Source organism: Pustulibacterium marinum (assembly GCF_900116665.1).
Lineage (GTDB): Bacteria > Bacteroidota > Bacteroidia > Flavobacteriales > Flavobacteriaceae > Pustulibacterium > Pustulibacterium marinum.
Genome location: NZ_FPBK01000009.1, coordinates 106035 through 127845, shown reverse-complemented (window position 1 = coordinate 127845; position 21811 = coordinate 106035). Strand labels below are relative to the sequence as shown.

Annotated in this window: 14 protein-coding genes; 12 read left to right on the top strand and 2 right to left on the bottom strand. The window is 37.1% G+C overall.

Annotation, left to right across the window (positions count from 1 at the left end):
• Both BM383_RS12505 and BM383_RS12500 read right to left on the bottom strand, forming a co-directional pair.
• On the bottom strand, nt 1-711 hold the full coding sequence (locus BM383_RS12505; RefSeq protein ID WP_093025479.1) for an SDR family oxidoreductase: 711 nt from the start codon (nt 709-711) through the stop codon (nt 1-3).
• Between the two features lie 80 nt (nt 712-791).
• Nucleotides 792-1487 (bottom strand): NUDIX hydrolase, encoded by a 696-nt coding sequence (locus BM383_RS12500; RefSeq protein WP_093025478.1) that lies wholly within the window; start codon nt 1485-1487, stop codon nt 792-794.
• A gap of 231 nt (nt 1488-1718) precedes the next feature.
• On the opposite strand from BM383_RS12500, the gene BM383_RS12495 reads away from it, so the two are divergent.
• From BM383_RS12495 to araA, 12 genes are all read left to right on the top strand, one after another.
• A complete protein-coding gene (locus tag BM383_RS12495; protein WP_093025477.1) occupies nt 1719-4793 on the top strand; it encodes a SusC/RagA family TonB-linked outer membrane protein in 3075 nt (1024 codons plus the stop codon).
• Between the two features lie 22 nt (nt 4794-4815).
• Complete coding sequence (locus BM383_RS12490; protein ID WP_093025476.1) at nt 4816-6381, top strand: RagB/SusD family nutrient uptake outer membrane protein; 1566 nt, start codon at nt 4816-4818, stop codon at nt 6379-6381.
• A gap of 294 nt (nt 6382-6675) precedes the next feature.
• A complete protein-coding gene (locus BM383_RS12485) occupies nt 6676-9798 on the top strand; it encodes a SusC/RagA family TonB-linked outer membrane protein (RefSeq protein WP_093025475.1) in 3123 nt (1040 codons plus the stop codon).
• 12 nt (nt 9799-9810) lie between these two features.
• Nucleotides 9811-11394, top strand: coding sequence for a RagB/SusD family nutrient uptake outer membrane protein (locus tag BM383_RS12480; protein WP_093025474.1), 1584 nt, complete (start codon nt 9811-9813; stop codon nt 11392-11394).
• A gap of 60 nt (nt 11395-11454) precedes the next feature.
• Nucleotides 11455-13011, top strand: a complete 1557-nt coding sequence (locus BM383_RS12475) for an alpha-N-arabinofuranosidase (protein WP_093025473.1) — start codon at nt 11455-11457, stop codon at nt 13009-13011.
• A 27-nt stretch (nt 13012-13038) separates the two neighbouring features.
• On the top strand, nt 13039-14646 hold the full coding sequence (locus BM383_RS12470; RefSeq protein ID WP_093025472.1) for an arabinan endo-1,5-alpha-L-arabinosidase: 1608 nt from the start codon (nt 13039-13041) through the stop codon (nt 14644-14646).
• Between the two features lie 13 nt (nt 14647-14659).
• Nucleotides 14660-15436, top strand: coding sequence for a family 43 glycosylhydrolase (locus BM383_RS12465; protein WP_317040081.1), 777 nt, complete (start codon nt 14660-14662; stop codon nt 15434-15436).
• A gap of 234 nt (nt 15437-15670) precedes the next feature.
• The gene (locus BM383_RS12460; RefSeq protein ID WP_093025471.1) at nt 15671-16666 is read left to right on the top strand and encodes an arabinan endo-1,5-alpha-L-arabinosidase; all 996 of its coding nucleotides are present in this window, start codon (nt 15671-15673) and stop codon (nt 16664-16666) included.
• Between the two features lie 24 nt (nt 16667-16690).
• A complete protein-coding gene (locus BM383_RS12455) occupies nt 16691-17818 on the top strand; it encodes a glycoside hydrolase family 43 protein (protein WP_093025470.1) in 1128 nt (375 codons plus the stop codon).
• 83 nt (nt 17819-17901) lie between these two features.
• The gene (locus tag BM383_RS12450; protein ID WP_093025513.1) at nt 17902-19593 is read left to right on the top strand and encodes a ribulokinase; all 1692 of its coding nucleotides are present in this window, start codon (nt 17902-17904) and stop codon (nt 19591-19593) included.
• Complete coding sequence (locus BM383_RS12445) at nt 19577-20281, top strand: L-ribulose-5-phosphate 4-epimerase (RefSeq protein ID WP_093025469.1); 705 nt, start codon at nt 19577-19579, stop codon at nt 20279-20281. Before BM383_RS12450 ends, BM383_RS12445 begins: the two co-directional genes overlap by 17 nt.
• A 24-nt stretch (nt 20282-20305) precedes the next feature.
• On the top strand, nt 20306-21796 hold the full coding sequence (gene araA / locus BM383_RS12440; protein ID WP_093025468.1) for an L-arabinose isomerase: 1491 nt from the start codon (nt 20306-20308) through the stop codon (nt 21794-21796).
• The last annotated feature ends 15 nt before the right edge of the window (nt 21797-21811 follow it).

The following is a 21811-nucleotide window of genomic DNA, read 5'->3' as shown; positions in this document are numbered from 1 at the left end:
CTATTTTTTGTCTGGTCTTGTAGGGCGAACCTCAATTTTACTTGGTAATGTACGTGGATGCATTTTTAGCAGATCTTCTACAATCTGACCAATATCTTCCGGCTGAATTTTCCAAGCATCGGCTTCTGATGGTTCGTGATCATTAAAATGGGAGGTCACAGAACCCGGCATAATGGTAGAAACTTTAATATCATACTTTCTAAGATCTAGCATAGCAGCTTGCGAAAAACCAACTACACCAAATTTTGATGCATTATAGCCTGCACCGTTAGCAAAGAAATTGGTTCCGGCCAAACTTGCTAATGTGATATAATACCCTTTAGATTTTTTCAGCGCTTCTACAGATGCTTTTAAGGTATGAAAAACACCATTTAAATTGGTATTAATCATTTGGTGCCAAGCTTCTTCCGTCATTTCATCAATAGGAGCAAAATTACCTACTCCGGCATTTGCCAAGACCACATCTAGCTGACCAAATTTTTCAATGATTTTTGCTATTGCAGCTTCTTCATCTGCCAATTTGCTCACATCAGAAGAGAGTCCAAGAACTTTAGAAGAGTCTCCTAGCTCTTTTGCAGCTTTTTCTGCAGTTTCCAGATTTCTACCACTTATAGCAATGCGCATTCCGGCATCTAACAATTTTTTGGCAACACCATAGCCAATACCTTTAGTTCCTCCTGTAATATAAACTACTTTATTTTCTAAACTCATTTTATTTAAATTTTGCCCGTAAAATAAGGCGATTTCTAGGAAACCGCCTTATCTATTCTGTTATTGTTTTCTTAAGAGAATTATAGTTTAAATATAAACCCTTCCGATACTTTTGCATTATATTTAAGTTCATCAAACATATATAAGAAAGAACCCTTTCTGGAAGAATTCATGTCCTTTTCATCTAGTTTGTGCAGAATATCAAGACCATTGATTTTATTGATAAAGTTGCGTTTGTCTAGTTTTTCTCCAAGAATAGCTTCATATAAGGATTGTAATTGGCGCATGGTGAATTTTTCTGGAAGCAATTCAAAACCAATAGGTTTGGTTAATGCTCGGTACCTAAGTCTGTTCATTGCATGCCTTACCATAGCATTATGGTCAAAGATAAGTTCTGGAGCTTCGTCAATATTAAACCAATGCGCTGCATACTGCTCGCCATCATCATTAATTTCTGGAGTTGTAGAAGCATTGATAAGTGCGTAATAGGAAACGGAAACAGTTCTTTCAAGCGGATCTCTGTCTACAGCACTGTAGGCGTGAAGTTGCTCAAGATATACATTATCTAGCCCGGTTAAATGTTGAAGTACTCTATCTGCGGCCTCGTCTAAATTTTCCTCTTTGCGCAAAAAACCTCCCATAAGAGACCATTTTCCCTTTTCAGGTTCAAAATCTCTCTTGATAAGAAGGATTTTCAATTTCTCATTATCAAACCCGAAAATAATACAATCCACGGCCAATGTAAACTTATCGCCGTCTTGGTAACTGTTAATCATACACTTAATTTGAAAGTAGCAATATAATACAAAGGTAAATATCTTCCAACGAAAATGAATTTTTTTATAAAACGTTGTAGTGTAAATATTTTCTTAAATAATGAATATATCGTAATAAAAATCTGTAATAGCTAAAAAAAACTAAAAAAAAACTTGTTTTATTAAAAATTTCTTAATTCTTTTGAAAGTGTAATTGATACATTTATTAAGCTAATCAAATTTTAATTTATTATGATCGCAATAGCTAGGTTATTGGGAGTAACAAACAGCTGCCTACTTCAGAATAAGTGGGTGCTAGGTTTTGTTTTCTTTGCGACAACATTATTTGCCGCAAACGCGCAAACGTTGGAGTATTCAGGTACTATTACATCATCCGAAGATGGTTCTCCACTTCCTGGAGCAAGTGTAATGGTCAAAGGAACTTCTATTGGAACGTCTACAGATTTTGACGGGAACTACACTATTTCAGCAGAAAAAGGTGCAATTTTAGTGTATTCATATGTAGGGTTTCAAAATACTGAAATCACTGCAGGAGATCAAACTACATTAAACGTAGCTTTGAAAATAGACGCTACAGCGTTGGACGATGTAGTTGTAATTGGGTATGGTACTCAAAGAAAATCTGATTTAACAGGTGCCGTAGCGGTAGTTGATGCAGATGAAGCTAAAAAGACGGTAACATATGATGTTGCAAAGATGCTTCAAGGGCAAGCTCCAGGTGTTACGGTTCAATCTTCAGGTGAACCAGGAGGTTTTGTGAGTATCAACATTCGAGGGTTAACCTCTTTTACTAATAACAACCCACTATTTGTGGTAGATGGTGTTATTGTGGATGATCCTTTTGATTTTGCCCCTGGTGAAATTGAATCGATGCAGGTTTTAAAAGATGCTTCTTCGGCAGCTATTTATGGTGTTCGTGGAGCAAATGGGGTAGTTATTATTACTACCAAAAAAGGTAAAGCAGGTGAACTACGTGTACGTTACAAGTCGTTAGTAGGTTTTGAGTCTGTACCTAAAAAATTATCATTGACTAATAGATCTCAGTATCAAGAGGTAGTGAGAACTGCAGAGCAAAATGCTATTGATAGAGGATATAGTATTGCTATTGCAACAGGTAACTATCCTGAGAGTGCAGACTATATTAATGACGTGGATACCGACTGGCAAGATGAGTTCTACGAAACAGGAATTCAGCAAAATCACTCTTTAACATTAAGTGGAGGAGCAGAGGCTATGACCTATAGTTTAAACTTGGATTATTTTAAAGATTCTGGATACTTTGTAACACCACAGATGTATGAGCGTTTGTCTACAAACTTAAACCTTACAGGTTCTAAAGGGAAGTTTAAGTATGGAGCTAAATTAGCGTATACAAAATCTGATAAAGAGATTTTTAATGAATATTTAGCAGGAACTTCTTCTGTAGCAGATCTTTTAGGAGCTATTCCAACAATGCCGGTTTATGACGACAACTGGTTAGGTGGTTATGGTGGTTCTTACCAAGCTACACAACGTGCTATAACCTTAAACGTTATTGGATTCAATAATTTAATTGAGAACAACACAAGAAGAAATAGATTCTTAGGAAATATCTGGGGAGAATATGAAATCTTGAAAGGATTAAGTTACCGCTTAAGTGTGAGTGGAGATCAACTTTCTTATTTTGACAAATATTTCAATCCACCAAGTGAATTGGGGTGGTATTACATTAATACACCAGAAGAAGCATTGTTAAATTTAAACAGTGGTTATGAAACGCAAACATTGGTAAACAATTTGCTTACCTATAAAACAACTTTCAAAGAGAAGCATAATTTAGATGTTTTAGCAGGTTGGATTCAGCAGAAAAACTATAGAAAAAATAATTTTTCAAACGGAACTGGTTTTGACTATGGCGAAATTTCACATATAGAATATGCAGACGATTTTGCAGCAAGCGAGTTTGAAGAAACTGTTACAACTTCTTCATTACTTTCTAGAGTAAACTATAGCTATGATGATCGTTATTTCTTAACAGCTAATTTCCGTCAGGATAAATCATCATTATTTGCTGAGCAAAACAACACAGGTAGCTATTTCTCTTTCTCAGGAGCTTGGAAAATACATAATGATTTTACACTTCCAGAATGGTGGAATGTATTCAAAGTTCGTGGTGGGTATGGTCAGTTAGGTAACAATACAGTTGGTTCATACGCGTATTCTCCAACAGTAAATCCTTTTGCAAGTTACTTGTTCTTCAATACTTCTACTGGGCAAACTGAATTGGCAAACGGTACTACGGTAGTTACTTTGCTAGATCCAGACATCAAATGGGAAGATACAGAAACTACCAACATTGCAGCAGAGTTTGAATTCTTCAACAATAAATTGAAGTTGACTACAGAATATTTCCAAAAGAAATCAACAGACCTTTTAGCGCAAGTTCCGCTTCCATATTCTACAGGTTCCGTTCCTGCGAGTATCACGACAAATGCAGCAGCTGTTAAAAATGATGGGGTAGAATTTATCTTAAGCTATAGCGATGCTTCAAGTGAAGACTTTAGTTATAACATTACAGCCAATGCAGCAACCGTAAACAACGAAGTTTTAAGTATCGGAGCTGACAATACTCCAATTTATGGTGCTGCTTCAAAAACAGAAGTAGGAAGATCTGTTGGGGAATTATTTGGATATCAAATGGAAGGAATTTTCCAAGATGCAAATGATGTTGCTTCTTCTCCATTCCAGCAAAATGCATCTCCTGGTGACGTGAAGTTTAGAGATGTAAATGGTGACGGACAAATTACAGATGATGACCGTGTATTCTTAGGAAGATCAATTCCAAAAATCACTTACGGATTCAACTTTAGCAGTCAGTACAAAAATTGGGATTTCTCATTCTTTTGGCAAGGAGCTGCAGGTCATAGTGCTTTCAATGCATCTTATAGAAATTTAATGATTGGTCAATATACCAACCATCACACAGATATTATGAACTACTGGACTCCAGATAATACGAATACCAATATTCCGGCACCAGTAATTGGAGATCCAAATGCAAACTCTAGAGATTCAGACAGATTTGTGGAAGATGCAAGTTATATCAGACTTCAAAATATTCAGTTAGGATATACAATTCCTATGAAAGAAACTGCTGCACTTTCAAATGCACGAGTATATGTAAGTGGGCAAAATGTGGTGACTCTTAGTGGTTACAAAGGATATGATCCAGATTTTAAAGGTGCAGGAATCTTCTCTAAAGGATATGATTTAGGATCTTTCCCTAACCCAAGAACATTCTATCTTGGAGTAGAAGTAGCATTTTAATCAAATTTAAAAACGAAAGAAAATGGTATTTAAAAATATAAAATTAGTTGCTTGTACAATTGCGTTAGCAACAGTTTCGGTAAGCTGTGTTTTAGAGGAAGATCTAAATCAAGTAAACCCAAATTTTGAAACAGAAGCCTCTTTTTGGCAAAACGATGAAGATGCTCTTTTGGGTATCAATGCAGCATATAGTAGCTTATTAACAGATGGTACGTACATGAGAAGTACACCACTTTTACTAGATCTTAAAAGTGATGATGCCAGAAGTTATAGTCCATGGGATGCTATGTACAATGTAGGTAGATTTAATAGTAGCGTATCTAATGCTGCTATCTATGGATGGGCTTTTGAAACTTACTATCAGGGTGTGTATCGTTGTAATCAGGTTTTGGCAAATGTACCAAACATTGAGTTTGAAGATACAGCATTGAAAGATCGTATCCTGGGACAAGCGTATTTTTTAAGAGGACTATACTTTTTCCACTTAGTAAATATGTTTAAAAACGTTCCGCTACCTCTAGATACAGAGAATTTATACTACCCACAGTCAACTCAAGAAGAAGGATGGGCACAAGTAATGTCCGATATGCAAATGGCAGTAGATTTATTACCATGGTCGTACGATGGAATTTCTGGTGCAGACGGTAATTCAAAAGGTAGAGCAACTAAAGGAGCTGCTTATGGTTATTTGGGTAAGGCTTATTTATTTACCTATGATTATCAATCAGCAAAAACAGCTTTTGAACAAGTAATTAACTCGGGTGAATATGCCTTGGTAGCTAATTATGCAGATAATTTTACAGAAGCAAATGAGAACAATTCAGAATCTATTTTTGAAGTTCAGTTTGATCGTGAAGTTGGTGGAGTTGCTTTAGGTTGGGGTGGAGCACCACTTGCATCTTGGGGTAAAACATCTGCAAGAGCTATTACCTATGCTCCAAGAGGATTTGGTTGGACAGATGTACAACCAACATGGACATTGTTCAATGAATTCCAAGAAGAATTAACAGTTGATGGAGAAGTAGATCCAAGATTAGATGCAACAATTGCCTATAATAAAGATGGTGGAATGACCATTTACGGACAAGATTTTGCAACGTTTTATGCGGGTAGCCCATCAGATTTAAATGATTTGTTCTGTAAAAAATATCAAAATACAGAAACAATGGTAAATGAATTTGACTGGCGTTCTGGTATCAATGAAAGATTAATGCGCTATGCTGATGTATTATTAATGTATGCTGAGTGTTTAAATGAATTGGGTCAAACCTCAGATGTATACACTTACATTCAAATGGTTAGAGATCGTGTAAACCTTCCAGATCTTTCAACTACAATGCCTGGCATGTCTCAAGCAGAAATGAGAGAACAAATAGGGCATGAGCGTTATTTGGAGTTTGCTTTAGAAGGTCACAGATTCGATGATATTAGAAGATGGGGTTGGTTACAAGACAGTGCTAAATTGGCTTGGTTAGCAGACAGAGACGATGAGTTACAATCATACGTTGCAGGAAGAGAATTTTTCCCTATTCCACAGTTAGAAGTAGACTCCAATCCAAACAATATAGAACAAAATCCTGGATACTAGGATTAGAGAGGAATCTATCAATAATTATATTGATTAGGTAATGTGTTTTTTATATCGAAGCAAGCCTAATGGCTTGCTTCTTTATCATAAGGACGAATTAAGTGACCTTTGAAAATTAAATTATAGGTGTGTTATAACGTTGTAGATAGTGTAATGGACTATCTATTGCCATATTAACAATTCTCAAAAACCAAAAGTTAATATTTTGTAAAAAATATTTGTTTTATTAGAAAATGTTTAATTACTTTGGAAGTGTAAAAAACACATTTATTAAGCTAATCAAATTTATTTATTATGATCGCAATAACCAGCTTATTGGGAATCACATTTAAGAGCCTACAAAATAAGAGGCTCTTAGGTGTGATTTTTGCGTTTGTATCTGTTCTTGCAGTTCAAGCGCAAACGATTGAGGTTACAGGAACCATTACTTCCGAAGAAGATGGAATGCCCTTACCAGGCGCCAGTATTATGATTCAGGGAACATCCTCTGGAACCTCTACAGATTTTGATGGAAACTATACGCTAAGTGTAGAAAGTGGTGATGTTTTGGAATACTCTTTCGTAGGGTTTCAAACACAAGAAATCACAGTAGAAAATCAAACTACAATTAACGTAGTTTTAAAATTAGACGCTACAACGTTGGAAGATGTAGTAGTTGTTGGGTATGGTACCAGAAAAAAATCTGATTTAACAGGTTCTGTTGCCGTAGTAGATGTAGATGAAATGAAAAAAGTATCTAACTCTAACGTAGGCTCTATGTTGCAAGGTAAAGTGACAGGGATCAATGTAACGGCCGATGGTCAGCCAGGTGCCGATCCTACGATTAGAATTCGTGGGGTATCTACCTTTGGAGACGCTTCTCCTTTGTACGTTATTGATGGGGTACCGGTAGGTACTTCTATTAGAGACTTTTCACCAAGCGACATTGAGTCTATTCAGGTATTAAAAGATGCTTCTGCCGCGGCTATCTATGGTTCTAGAGCAGCTAACGGGGTTGTAATTATTACCACTAAGCAAGGTAGAAAAGAAATGCCTTTGAAAATTGACTATAAGGGATACTATGGTGTAGATGATGTATACCAAAGAATTCCGGTATTAGGGAGATCTCAATACCAAGAAATGGCAAACTTAGTAATGACAAATAGTGATTCTGCTATTTATCCTGCTAATGATCCTAACTCTGAGTATTACATTGATGACGTAGATACAGATTGGCAAGATGCCGGTTATAAAATGGGAATTAGGCAAGACCATAACTTAAACTTCTCTGGTGGTGGTACCAATAATACCTATAACTACTCTTTAGACTATTTTGATAGAAAAGGTACTTTAGAAGGTATGGGACCAGATTATACAAGATATTCTGTAAAAGCAAATAATACTTTTGAAAAAGGGATCTTTAAAATAGGTACATCACTTACCTATACGCATACCAATCAAAATTCATTGAACAGTACAGATAACGGAAGTTTTGCTGGGGGGAATCCTCCTATGGTAGTTAAATTATTACAATTGATTCCTACCATGAAACTTCGCGATAATACAACCGAAAACGGTTGGGGTACGTATGATTTAGATACACAAGGCCAAAGTTACTCCCTAAATATTATTGCAGTTAATAATATGATGGAGCAAAACGTGGAGGTAAACAGAATTTTAGCCAATGGCTGGACAGAAGTGAACCTTGGTGATGCATTAAACTTGAATGATGATAGTAGTTTAACTTACAAGTTAAACCTTTCTTATAACAAAATTCATGCACACGATTTTAACTGGGTACCAGAGTTTTACTTTAGTAACTTCTATACCAATACAGTAGCTAAATTAAATGAGGGAGATAGAATTTATACTGATCAGTTAATAGAAAACACAGTAAATTATAAAACCGAAATAGGAGAACATAAGTTTGATGTGTTAGGAGGATATATGTTCCAAAGGAACGACTATTATACCACTGCTGCTTCTGCTCAAGGATTTTCAGAGCCTTACATCAAAGAAATTTCAGCAGGTGAAGAGTTGTCTGGTAGTAGCTACGAGTCTCACCATACTTTAATGTCTTTTTTAGCACGATTTAACTATGATTATAGTGACAGATACTCGTTCACAGCAACCATCAGACGTGATGGTTCTTCAAGATTTGGTAGTGATAACCGTTTTGGTAACTTCCCTTCTTTGGCAGTAGCTTGGAAATTACATAACGAAGATTTCTTGAACTTAAATGAAGATACTTTCAACCAGTTAAAGCTAAGAGCGAGCTGGGGTAAATTAGGAAATGAAAATATAGGTGAGTATGGATACTCATCCTATATAAACAGATCTACGGTGTATAACTTTGGAGGCAGTAGTTCTTCTACTGCAGGGGTAGAGTATGGTGCAGCACAAGATGATAAGGTCGACGAAAACATTAAGTGGGAAACTAAGCGCATTGTAAACATTGGGTTAGATGCTACCATGTTTAACAATACCTTAGATTTTTCTGCGGAATATTACAATTCTCGTAGTACAGATATTTTGGTGGGTGTTACTGTTCCTTATACTGTAGGTTCTGTTAACACAAGTATTACAACCAATGCAGGTACCTTAGAAAATAGTGGTTTTGAATTGTCATCTACATACCATGCAATGGTAAATGACGATTTAAGATTTGATATTTCTGCTAACATTACTACCTTAAAAAATAAGGTCATTAAATTAGGAGAAAACGGAAGCCCTATTTATGGAACAGGTAGTATTACTCGTGAAGGGCAAGAAGTAGGTATGCATTATGGGTATGTTTATGAAGGAATTTTCCAAAATCAAGGTGAGATTGATGCGCATGCAGCTCAAGATGGAGCAGTTCCCGGTGATATCAAGTTTAAAGATTTAAATAATGATGGAACCATCGATTCTAACGATAGAACAGAATTAGGAAGTGGACTTGCTGATTTTACCTACGGATTTAATATTGGCGCTTACTACAAAAACTGGGATTTTACCATTTTTGCAACAGGAGCTTCAGGATTATTAATTAATAGTAATGTGTACAGATCTACCATGCACACAGCAGGGTTGGCTAACTGGCACGAAGATATTTTGAATAGCTGGACACCAGATAACACAAATACTAATATTCCTATTGTAAAATGGGCAGATGACAATGGTAACGATAGAAACTCAAACAGACCAGGATGGTTACAGAATGGTAACTACTTAAGATTGGCTACTGTTTCTATTGGTTATAACTTTGAAGAAGAAATGATCAAAAAAGTGTTTAGTTCTGCTAGAGTTTATATAACAGGTCAAAACCTATACACTTTTACAAAGTATAAAGGGTATAACCCGGCATACAGTAATGGAGATGCTTATAGCCCAGGTTACGATGCAGGGTCGTATCCAGTTGCACGTACGTTTATGTTAGGAGTTAATTTAGGATTTTAAAAAAGCAGACAAATGAAAATTTCAAAATATATATTAATAGGGTTAACAGCTGCTTTCTCTTTTTCTTGTGAAAAAGACCTAGAGCAAGTAAACCAAAACCAAATTGGTTCAGACCAATATTGGCAAACAGAAGAAGATTTAGCAGATGGTGTTACAGGTATCTATAACCGTTTGTTAAGAGATGGTGCTTATATGAGAACCTTACCTTCTTTGCAAGATGGGCGTGGAGATGATATAACTTCTGCTTCACCTTGGACCATTTATCCATTAACAGCAAAGTTTACTGTACAGGCAGACTATGATGTATTACAATGGCCATGGAGAGATTTTTATGATTTAATTGATAAGGCTAATTCGGTTTTATATTATGCTCCTGAGATTGAGTTTGAAGATCAGGATTATAAAGATAGACAAGTAGGGCAAGCGTATTTTCTTAGAGCTTTGGCATATTTTACGTTAATTAATAATTACGAGCAAGTGCCTTTAGTGTTAGAACCTGCATTATCTAGAGACGAATATTACCCAGAAACCGCTACCCCAGAGGAAACCTGGGCTCAAATTGAATCAGATTTATTAAATGCTAAAGAGTTGTTGCCAGAAACCTATGTAGGTGTTTCAGGTGCCGATAATGGCCAATTAGGTCGTGCAACCTGGGGAGCTGCAACAGGACTTTTAGGTAAAGTGTACATGTTCCAGGAAAAATGGTCAGATGCAGAAGAAGTATTAGGTGAAGTAATAGAGTCAGGTGTGTACAGTTTAGTGCCAGATTATGCAGATAACTTTACCATGAATAATGAAAATAATTCTGAGTCATTATTCGAAATTCAGTTCGGTAACTTTGGTACAGATGGTAACTGGGTAGGAGCTTCTACAAGTAACTGGAGACAAGGTTGTGCTATCAACTTTAACTACGGAATTGGAGCATTCGGTGGCTATACAGATTTAGATATTTCTGAATGGATCTATGAAGAATACCAACAAGAAAGATGTGTAGATGGTACCTTAGACCCTAGAATGTATACTACCATTGTTTCTTACGAAGAAGAATACGATACTTATACAGACGGTAGAAGCAATACTATTTTTGAAACCAATCCATGGGAATCTGGAGTATTGTCTACAGACGAAATTTACATTGGTAAATATACCTATGCTAGAATTCCTGGATATACTATAGAAAGTGATGGTATTTTAGGGGCTTCTACAATTAACTATAGAGTAATGCGCTATGCAGAAGTATTATTATTATATGCAGAAGCATTAAATGAGTTAGGAAACACTAACGCTGCATACCCTTATATTCAAGAGGTAAGAGACAGAGCTAATTTACCAGACTTGGCTACAGAAATGCCTAACATGACTCAAGCAGAAATGAGAGAGCAGTTAGCACACGAAAGAGCTTTAGAGCTTGCTGTAGAAGGTATCAGATTCTTTGATATCCAAAGATGGGGATGGTTATATGATAGTGAAAAACTAGAAGAGTTAAGAGCTCATGATAGTGAGTTCGATACATGGACCGAGGGTAACGAGTACTTGCCAATTCCGCAAGTAGAATTGGATGTAAATTCAAACTTGTCTCCAAACTCTTCAAACTAAGAGTATCAATACAAACGGCTATGGCACTTTTGTTATAGCCGTTTTATAACAAATATTAAAATGATAAACAAAGTAAGCAAAACTTTAAAAGTACTTACGCTATCTGCGTTGTCTTTTTCGGGCGTAGCTTTTGCTCAGCAAAAGTCATACGTTACTATTGAAAAATCTACAGATGCACCAACCATTAGTAAACACATCTACGGCCACTTTGCCGAGCATTTAGGACGATGTATTTATGATGGTTTTTATGTAGGTGACACCAGTGCCATTCCTAATAAGAACGGAGTTCGTAAAGATATTATCAAAGCCTTGAAAGAACTTAAGATTCCTAATCTGCGCTGGCCTGGAGGATGTTTTGCAGACACCTACCATTGGAAAGATGGTATTGGTCCTAAAGAAGACAGGCCAACTATTGTAAATACTTGGTGGGGTGGCGTTACCGAAGATAATAGCTTTGGGACACACGATTTCCTGAATCTTTGTGAAGAACTAGACACCGAGCCATATTTGGCAGCAAATGTTGGTAGTGGTACGGTTAAAGAATTTGCAGATTGGCTTCAGTATGTAAATCATATTGGGCCAAGTCCAATGGCAGATTTACGTAAAAAATATGGTAGAGAAACTCCATGGGGAGTTAAATATTGGGGAGTTGGTAATGAAATGTGGGGTTGTGGAGGAAACATGACTCCAGAATATTATGCAAATCTGTACAAACGATATGCAACTTTTATGACATCCTGGGATAATGAGAAAAATTTATTCCGAATTGCTTCAGGTGCTAATGTGGATGATTATCATTGGACCGAGGTTTTAATGAGAGATATTCCAAAAAACTTGATCGAAGGAGTTGCTTTACATTCATACTCTTATGTTGAGTGGAATGAAAAAGGATCTTCCGTAGATTTTAACGAAGCGCAATATTTTTCAACCATGCAAACAGCCATGAAAATGGAAGAGCTGGTTACCAAACACGTTGCCATTATGGATAAATATGATCCGCGTGGAAAAGTAGCATTAGTAGTAGATGAATGGGGCGGATGGTATGATGTTATGGACGGAACAAACCCTGGATTTTTGTACCAACAAAATACCATGAGAGATGCAATGATTGCCGGGATTACGTTAAACATTTTCAACAATCATGCAGATAGAGTTCGCATGGCAAACTTGGCGCAAACAGTAAACGTTTTGCAAGCTGTAATTTTAACCGAAGGTGAAAAAATGTTGCTTACACCAACGTACCACGTTATGAAAATGTACAACGTGCATCAAGATGCCACGTTACTTCCAGTAAAATTAACCGCGCCAGATTACATCTTTAATGGTGAAAAATTACCGGCAGTTTCTGTTTCAGCTTCGGAAAAAGAGGGTAAAACCCATATTTCATTAGTAAACATCAATTCAAAAGAAGCTGTGGAAGTGTCAATAAATGTAGAAGGATTAAATGTGAAAAAGTTCACAGGCGAAGCATTAACATCAGCAAAACTTCAGAATTATAATTCTTTTGATAATCCGGAAGCAATTGCACCAAAGGAGTTTGAAGATTTCAAACTTAAAAAGGGAATTATCACAGTAACATTACCTCCATTTTCGGTAGTGGTTTTAGAAGGTAAATAAAATAGAATTTCAAATAATAGGATAGGTATGAAGACGACGAAAAGAAGATTTTGGAAAAATATTGCGTTAATTTTTTGCGCAGGTCTGCTAAGTGTTAGCTGTACAAAAGACGAAGACCCAGTAACAGATGATGACGATCCGGGAACGGGTGGAGGTGGTTCCGAGGTTACTTTTGATGGCCCTACGTATGCAGATAATTACACCGGAATTTCTAGTTGGGCATACCGATCACAATGGAATTTAGCCAATGTGCATGATCCTTCGGTAACAAAACAAGGTGATTACTATTACATGTATCAAACAGATGCATCTTATGGAAATGCACATGACGGACATGGACATTTTCCTTACAGAAGGTCTACAGATTTAGTGAACTGGGAATACCAAGGTGCAGCATTTAGTGAAACACCTACTTGGATCAAAGATACTTTAAACAACAAGCGAGCTGAAATGGAGTTAGATCCTATAGAAACTCCAACATACGGGCATTGGGCTCCGTACATTCATGAATACAATGGAGTGTATCGTTTGTACTATTCTGTAGTGGTTACCAATCCTATTGTAGGAGATGATACCAATACTTCTTGGACAGAAAGAGCTTTTATTGGTCTGGCCGAAACTACAGATTTAGCAAGCAATCAATGGGAAGATAAGGGAATGGTGATCTGTTCTGAACCAGACGGATTGGAATCTTATACCCGAACAGGAAATGGAGATTGGAGTGCTTATTTTCAGTTTAATGCTATTGATCCTACTGTTATTTCTTCCGGAAGTGAAGAATGGTTAGTGTATGGGTCTTGGCATACTGGGATCGCAGCTGTACAGTTGGATCCTGTAACAGGAAAACCATATCAATTAAATTCTTTAGAAGATTACGGAACCCGAATCGCAGGAAGAGGAAACATCAATACAAACAGATGGCAAGCTTTGGAAGGACCAGAAATCATTTATAATGAAGAAACTGGTTACTACTATTTGTTTTTAGCGTATGATGAACTTTCCGTTGCCTATAATACAAGAGTTGCGCGTGCTACATCCATTACAGGACCCTATTATGGAATTGATGGTGGAAACGTTACAGAAGGTGCAGAATGTTGGCCAATGCTTACACACCCATATCAATTTAATGATCATACAGGATGGGTTGGTTTTTCCCACTGCTCTGTATTTCAGGATGACGTAACCGGAGATTGGTATTATGCTTCACAAGCAAGATTACCTGTTGACGTTCCGGGAATCAATGTATCCAATGCGGTAATGATGGGACATGTACGTGAAATAGAATGGACTTCTGATGGTTGGCCAGTAATTTCTCCAGAAAGATACGCTGCCGTACCAGATGATGCTATTTCGGCTGAAGATATCGCAGGAACTTGGGAACAAATTATCATGAATTATCAATATCAAACCATGCAGACTTCTACCACACTTTTCTTAACTAGCGGTGGAGCGGTTTCTGGTGGAGCATCCGGTAATTGGTCTTTTAATGAAGATACAAATACGTTATTGATTGATGGTAACGAGTGTAAAGTGTTCAATTCTTGGGATTGGGAAGCTTCTCCCCGAAAATTAACTTTAACCTATTCCGGTTTTACTCCGGAAGGAAAACCAATTTGGGGTAAACTCAAATCATAATTAAAAACAACACATGAAAAAAATAATTTCACATAGCTTATTAGCTTTAGCCCTAGTAGGCTGCAATGAACAAGTAAAGCAGGAAAAAACCGAGGTAGAAACTTCTTCTACAGAGAGCAAAGTAGTAAAAGAGCTAGCTATAAACAATCCTATTATTAAAGATAAATTTACGGCTGATCCTGCTGCGTATGTTTATGATGATACAGTGTATTTATACGCTGGCCATGATGAAGCGCCAAATGATTTCAATTTTTACAGAATGAATGAATGGTTGGTATATTCATCAACCAATATGGTAGACTGGCAAGAGCATCCGGTACCCTTAAAACCAACAGATTTTTCTTGGGCTAAAGGTGATGCTTGGGCAGCACAGGTAATAGAACGTAACGGTAAATTCTATTGGTATATAACCGTGGAACACGATGATTCACATCCTGGAAAAGCTATTGGTGTGGCGGTAGCAGATTCTCCAGTTGGGCCATTTAAAGATGCTATCGGAAAAGCAATTGTTACCAATGATATGACTACGCAAACCGGAATTTCTTGGGATGATATCGATCCGTCTGTGATTATAGATGATGACGGACAAGCATATTTGTTCTGGGGAAATACAGTGTGTAAATATGCAAAACTGAAAGAGAATATGATTGAGCTAGATGGACCAATTCACACCATCGATTTGCCTCAATTTACAGAAGCACCATGGATCCATAAAAAAGGGGATTGGTATTACTTATCATACGCGTCTGAGTTTCCAGAAAAAATCAAGTATGCTATGAGCAATCAGTAACTGGACCATGGGAATACAAAGGAATTTTAAATGAAATTGCCGGAAACTCAAATACCAATCATCAAGCAATTATTGAGTTTAAAGGCAAAGATTATTTCATCTATCATAATGGTGGAATAAATACCAACGGAGGTAGTTTCAGACGTTCGGTTTGTATTGATAAATTAGAATACAACGAAGACGGAAGCATGAAGCGTGTGATTATGACTTCCGAAGGAATCCAAAAATAAAACCATGAGTAAAAGAGCGTATATATTTGTTTGTTTGTGTTTCATTGTTGGCAGTGTGTTTTCCCAGAAACCGCTGCCAGCCAATGATACTTTTGTGCACGATCCTGTGATGATTGAAGAGGATGGCATTTACTACCTGTTTTGTACGGGAAAGGGTATTTCGGCTTTTTCATCAACAGATATGCAAAACTGGAAAAAACTAGAACCTGTTTTTAGTGAAATTCCAGAATGGACAGATAAAGTGGTACCAAATTTTGAAGGACATATTTGGGCACCAGATGTATCGTATCATAACGGTCAATATTACTTGTATTATTCGGTTTCAGCCTTCGCTAAAAATACTTCAGCAATTGGCGTAGCTACCAATAAAACCTTAGATCCAAATAGCTCAGATTTTAACTGGATAGATCATGGAATTGTTATTCAATCACAACCCAATAGAGATTTGTGGAATGCAATTGACCCGAATTTAATTTTCGACGAAAACAATATACCTTGGTTAACCTTTGGTTCTTTTTGGGACGGTTTGAAATTGGTAAAACTGAATTCAGATTTATTATCAATTGCAGAACCGCAAGAATGGCATACCGTAGCGCGCAGAGAGCGTAGTTTTGAGTTGCAAGATTCCGATCCTGGAGATGCAGCATTAGAAGCACCATTTATATTCAAAAAGGATCAATATTACTATTTGTTTTTATCATGGGATTTATGTTGCCGTGGTGAAAACAGCACATACAAAGTAGTCGTGGGACGTTCTGAAAATGTAACCGGACCTTATCTTGACAAAGATGGAAAATCACTTTTCCAAGGCGGAGGAACTTTGGTTATTGAAGGAAATAAAAACTGGTATGGAGCAGGACACAATAGTACGTATGCTTTTGAAGGAAAGGATTATCTAATTTTTCATGCGTATGATGCCAAGCGCAATGCAGCACCGGTATTAACAATCAAAGAAATCCAATGGAAGGATGGTTGGCCAACTGTTTCTCCTATGGAATAGAATAATAAAGCAAACAAACACAATATGAAAACAAACAGATTCAAACATTTAGCACTTTCCGCTATTATTCTGGCGGGTGTTTCTTCATGTACCGAAACAAAAGTGCAGGAGGAAAAGCCAAAAGAAGAGGTGGCTAAGACGACTACGGAAGTAGCCTCAAATCTTACCAATGATCCCATTGTACTGCAACGAGCAGATCCGTTTATTTACAGACATACTGACGGATATTACTATTTTACCGGTTCGGTTCCTACGTATGACGCCATTGAGATAAGACGTGCAAAAACAATTGAAGAGTTGCAAGAAGCCAAGCCATTTAGAGTTTGGGAAAAACACGAAAGTGGACCAATGAGTCGCCATATTTGGGCTCCAGAAATTCATTACTTAGATGGTAAATGGTATGTGTATTTTGCAGGAAGTGAAGAAAGCGATATTTGGAAATTGAGACCCTATGTCATTGAATGTTCTGGTCAAGACCCTTTGAATGATGAATGGATTGAATTAGGACAAATGCAAGCCGCAGATAAAGATCCGATGAGTTTTACTGACTTTTCTTTAGACGGAACTGTTTTCGACCATAACGGTAAACGCTATTTCTGTTGGGCCGAAAAAACTGGTGGACAATTTGCAGCTTCAAACTTGTATTTAGCTGAGATGGAATCGCCAATAAAACTTAAAACTGTTCAGTTCATGCTTACGACACCAGATTACGATTGGGAGCGTATAGGTTTTTGGGTAAATGAAGGTCCGGCAGTAATTAAGAATGATGGAAAAATTTTCATTACTTTTTCAGCAAGCGCAACAGGTTCTTGCTACAGCATGGGAATGATGGAAGCAGACGCAGATGCTGACTTACTAGACAGAAATTCTTGGACAAAATCTAGATATCCGGTTTTAAAAACTAATGAATCGAAAGGTATTTATGGCCCTGGGCACAATTCGTTTACTGTAGATGAAAATGGAAACCCATTAATGATTTACCATGCAAGAGATTATGAAAAAGCTGTAGGAGATCCTTCCGTGGTTCCAGCATCGGATACAAGACCGTTGGATGAAATAAAAGCAGATCCTTTATATGACCCTAACCGTCATGCCAGAATGATGGAAGTTAAGTTTGATAAAGGCGGAAGACCCGTTTTTGAATATTATTAAAAAATAATAAGTGTAAAAAATACATTTATTAAAAAGAGAATGCTATATTTGTAAAGTAAGTAAAAACTAAAATGTCTACACAGATGAAAAAATATGTAATTGGATTAGACTACGGGTCAGATTCTGTAAGAGCTGTTTTAATTGATACCGAAACTGGAGCAGAATTGGCTTCAGAAGTACATTGGTATCAAAGATGGAAAGAAAAATTATATTGCAATCCGGGTATCAATCAATTTCGTCAACATCCTTTAGATCATATCGAAGGATTAGAAAATACTATTAAGTCTGTAGTATCTTCAAGTGAAGTAGATCCCGAAAGCGTTGTAGGTATTTGTATAGATACAACAGGATCATCTCCGGTTCCTGTAACCAAAGACGGTACGCCGCTGGCATTGGTAGATGGTTTTAAAGAAAACCCAAATGCTATGATGATCTTGTGGAAAGATCACACATCTATTAAAGAAGCAAACGAAATCAATGAGCTTGCTGCCAATTGGGGTGGTGAAGATTTCACTAAATATGAAGGTGGAATTTATTCTTCGGAATGGTTCTGGGCAAAAATATTACACATTGCAAGAGAAGATGAGGCTGTTAAAAACGCTGCGTATACTTGGATGGAGCATTGTGATATTATGACCTATATTTTAGCAGATCATAAAGATTTAGATACGTTTAAAAGAAGCCGTTGTGCTGCAGGTCACAAATCTATGTGGCATGAAAGCTGGGATGGTTTACCATCAGAAGATTTTCTAGGTAAACTAGATCCGTATTTAGCCTCTTTAAGAGAAAATTTATATACTGAAACATTTACATCAGACCAAGTTGCTGGTAATTTGAACGAAGAATGGGCAGCTAAATTAGGGCTAACAACCAATACAGTTATTGCAGTAGGTACATTTGATGCGCACTCTGGTGCTATCGGCGCAAAAGTAGACGAGCATGCTTTGGTACGTGTTATGGGTACTTCAACTTGTGATATCATGGTTTCTTCTTATGATGAATTGGGAGATACTTGTGTGAAAGGAATTTGTGGTCAGGTAGACGGTTCTGTAATTCCGGGAATGGTTGGTTTAGAAGCTGGTCAGTCTGGTTTTGGAGATGTGTTGGCTTGGTTTAAAGATGTATTATCTTGGCCAATAGACAATTTGGTTTTAACGTCTTCTATCCTTTCAGAAAAACAAAAAGAAGAGTTAGTTGCTGAGGTAAATGACAATTTTATCAGAACATTAGCTGCACAGGCAGAAGGTATTCCTATGAGCGAAGCAGTTCCTACAGCACTTGACTGGGTGAACGGTAGAAGAACGCCCGATGCTAATCAGGAATTGAAAAGTGCTATGAAAGGGATTTCTTTGGGTACCAAAGCACCACATATTTTCAAAGCATTGGTAAATGCCATCTGTTTTGGTTCTAAAATGATTGTAGATCGTTTTGAATCAGAAGGTGTAAAGATCAACACCGTAATTGGTATTGGTGGTGTGGCAAGAAAATCGCCATTCATTATGCAAACCTTGGCAAATGTTTTAGACATGCCAATTAAAGTAGCTTCATCAGACCAAGCACCAGCATTAGGAGCGGCTATTTATGCTGCAGTTGCTGCGGGTATTTATCCAAATGTAATTGAAGCTAGTAAAGTTTTAGGAAGTGATTTTGAAGCAGAATATTTCCCTAAAGCGAAACAAGTAGAAGAGTACAAAGCGTATCTTAACGAATACAAACAATTAGCAGAATTTATTGAGGCTGCTACAAAAGCAAATAAATATGAGTTCCAAGTATAAAGAGCTGAAAAGAGAATGTTACGAAGCGAACATGCAACTAGATGCTTTAAAGCTGGTTGTGTATACCTTTGGTAACGTAAGTGCTGTGGACAGAGCAAATGGTGTTTTTGCCATCAAACCAAGTGGTGTTCCTTACGAAATATTAAAGCCAGAAGATATTGTAATCTTAGATTACGATAACAATATTATCGAAGGCACCATGCGTCCGTCTTCAGACACCAAAACGCATGCATATTTGTATAAGAATTGGGAAAAAATTGGTGGAATCTCACATACGCATGCTACATTTTCATGTGCTTGGGCACAGTCACAATTAGATATTCCAATCTTTGGTACTACACATGCCGATCACTTAACAGCCGATATTCCTTGTGCACCACCAATGAGTGATGATCTTATTGAAGGAAATTATGAGCACAATACTGGAATTCAAATTTTAGACTGTTTCAAAGAAAAAGGACTTTCTTATGAAGAAGTTGAAATGGTCTTGCTAGGAAATCATGGTCCTTTTACTTGGGGGAAAAATGCTGCAAAAGCCGTTTACAACTCCAAAGTATTAGAAACCATTGCAGAAATGGCCTATTTAACACGCCAAATTAATCCGCAAGCACCAAGATTAAAAGATTCATTGATTAAAAAACATTACGATCGTAAGCATGGAAAAGATGCGTATTACGGTCAGAATTAACAATAAAACAAACAGATATTTAAAATGATCGATATTAGTTCAAAAGAAGTGTGGTTTATCACAGGTAGCCAGCACTTATACGGGCCAGAAACACTTGCTCAAGTAGCAGAACATTCTACAGAAATTGCAAATGCATTAGATGCTTCTAGCCATATTCCGGTAAAAGTGGTTTTCAAACCAACTGTAAAAACTACTGAAGAAATTTATGAAACATTAGTTGCGGCAAATCATGAAAAAAACTGTATCGGAGTAATCACTTGGATGCATACATTCTCTCCTGCAAAAATGTGGATCAGAGGTTTATCAGCATTACAAAAACCATTATTACACTTACATACACAATACAACCAAGATATTCCATGGGGAACTATGGATATGGACTTTATGAACCTGAACCAAGCTGCTCACGGTGACCGTGAATTTGGTTTTATGGTAAGTCGTTTACGCAAAAACCGTAAAGTAGTTGTTGGTCACTGGGCTCAAGAAGCTGTGCAACAAAAAATTGGAGCTTGGACACGTGTTGCTTTAGGTTGGGATGATTGGCAAGGTGCTAAATTTGCTCGTTTTGGTGACAACATGCGTTTTGTAGCTGTTACTGACGGAGACAAAGTAGAGGCTGAAACTAAATTTGGTTTCTCTGTAAACTCTTACGGTATCGGAGATTTGGTAGCTTTAATTGATGCGGTTACCGATGAACAAGTAGCTGATTTGATCAAAGAATACGAAGCTTCTTATAAAATGACTGAAGACCTTCTAGAAGGTGGAGCTAAAAGACAATCACTAGTAGATGCAGCTCGTATCGAAATTGGTTTAGAGAAGTTCTTAGTAGATGGAGGTTTCAAAGGTTTCAGTGATACTTTTGAAGACCTTTACGGAATGAAACAATTACCAGGAATCGCTGTTCAGCGTTTAATGGAAAAAGGATACGGATTTGCAGGAGAAGGTGACTGGAAAACGGCTGCTTTAGTACGTGCAATGAAAGTTATGGGACACGGTTTAGAAGGTGGTAATGCTTTTATGGAAGACTATACCTATCATTTAGATCCTGCTGCCCCTAGAGTTTTAGGTTCGCACATGTTAGAAGTAGATCCATGTTTGGCTGCAGAACAACCATCTTGTGAAGTGCATCCGTTAGGAATTGGTGGTAAAGAAGATCCTGTTCGTCTGGTATTTAACGGTAGAGCGGGCGATTCTTTAAACGCTGCTTTAATGGATTTTGGTAACCATTTTAGACTGTTAGTAAACAAAACTAAAGGTGAAGAAGTTACCGAAGAAATGCCAAACTTACCAGTAGCACGCGTTATGTGGGAACCACTTCCAAATTTCGAAATTGGTTGTACCGCTTGGATTTTAGCCGGTGGAGCACACCATACTTGTTATAGCGAAAATGTTACAGCAGAACAGTTAGAAGATTTTGCTGAAATAGCCGGAATTGAATATCTTGTGATCGATGAAGATACTAAGCTATCTGATTTCAAAAATACATTACGCTGGAACGATAAGTTCTATAGATAAACTTAAACCAATTAA

Excerpts from the sequence above, each read along its gene's own strand:
- BM383_RS12495 (WP_093025477.1), top strand. The coding sequence starts at position 1,719 with ATGATCGCAATAGCTAGGTTATTGGGAGTAACAAACAGCTGCCTACTT.
- BM383_RS12470 (WP_093025472.1), top strand. The coding sequence starts at position 13,039 with ATGAAGACGACGAAAAGAAGATTTTGGAAAAATATTGCGTTAATTTTT.
- BM383_RS12505 (WP_093025479.1), bottom strand. The coding sequence starts at position 711 with ATGAGTTTAGAAAATAAAGTAGTTTATATTACAGGAGGAACTAAAGGT.
- BM383_RS12490 (WP_093025476.1), top strand. The coding sequence starts at position 4,816 with ATGGTATTTAAAAATATAAAATTAGTTGCTTGTACAATTGCGTTAGCA.
- BM383_RS12480 (WP_093025474.1), top strand. The coding sequence starts at position 9,811 with ATGAAAATTTCAAAATATATATTAATAGGGTTAACAGCTGCTTTCTCT.
- BM383_RS12455 (WP_093025470.1), top strand. The coding sequence starts at position 16,691 with ATGAAAACAAACAGATTCAAACATTTAGCACTTTCCGCTATTATTCTG.
- araA (WP_093025468.1), top strand. The coding sequence starts at position 20,306 with ATGATCGATATTAGTTCAAAAGAAGTGTGGTTTATCACAGGTAGCCAG.
- BM383_RS12475 (WP_093025473.1), top strand. The coding sequence starts at position 11,455 with ATGATAAACAAAGTAAGCAAAACTTTAAAAGTACTTACGCTATCTGCG.
- BM383_RS12500 (WP_093025478.1), bottom strand. The coding sequence starts at position 1,487 with ATGATTAACAGTTACCAAGACGGCGATAAGTTTACATTGGCCGTGGAT.
- BM383_RS12485 (WP_093025475.1), top strand. The coding sequence starts at position 6,676 with ATGATCGCAATAACCAGCTTATTGGGAATCACATTTAAGAGCCTACAA.
- BM383_RS12445 (WP_093025469.1), top strand. The coding sequence starts at position 19,577 with ATGAGTTCCAAGTATAAAGAGCTGAAAAGAGAATGTTACGAAGCGAAC.
- BM383_RS12450 (WP_093025513.1), top strand. The coding sequence starts at position 17,902 with ATGAAAAAATATGTAATTGGATTAGACTACGGGTCAGATTCTGTAAGA.
- BM383_RS12460 (WP_093025471.1), top strand. The coding sequence starts at position 15,671 with ATGAGTAAAAGAGCGTATATATTTGTTTGTTTGTGTTTCATTGTTGGC.
- BM383_RS12465 (WP_317040081.1), top strand. The coding sequence starts at position 14,660 with ATGAAAAAAATAATTTCACATAGCTTATTAGCTTTAGCCCTAGTAGGC.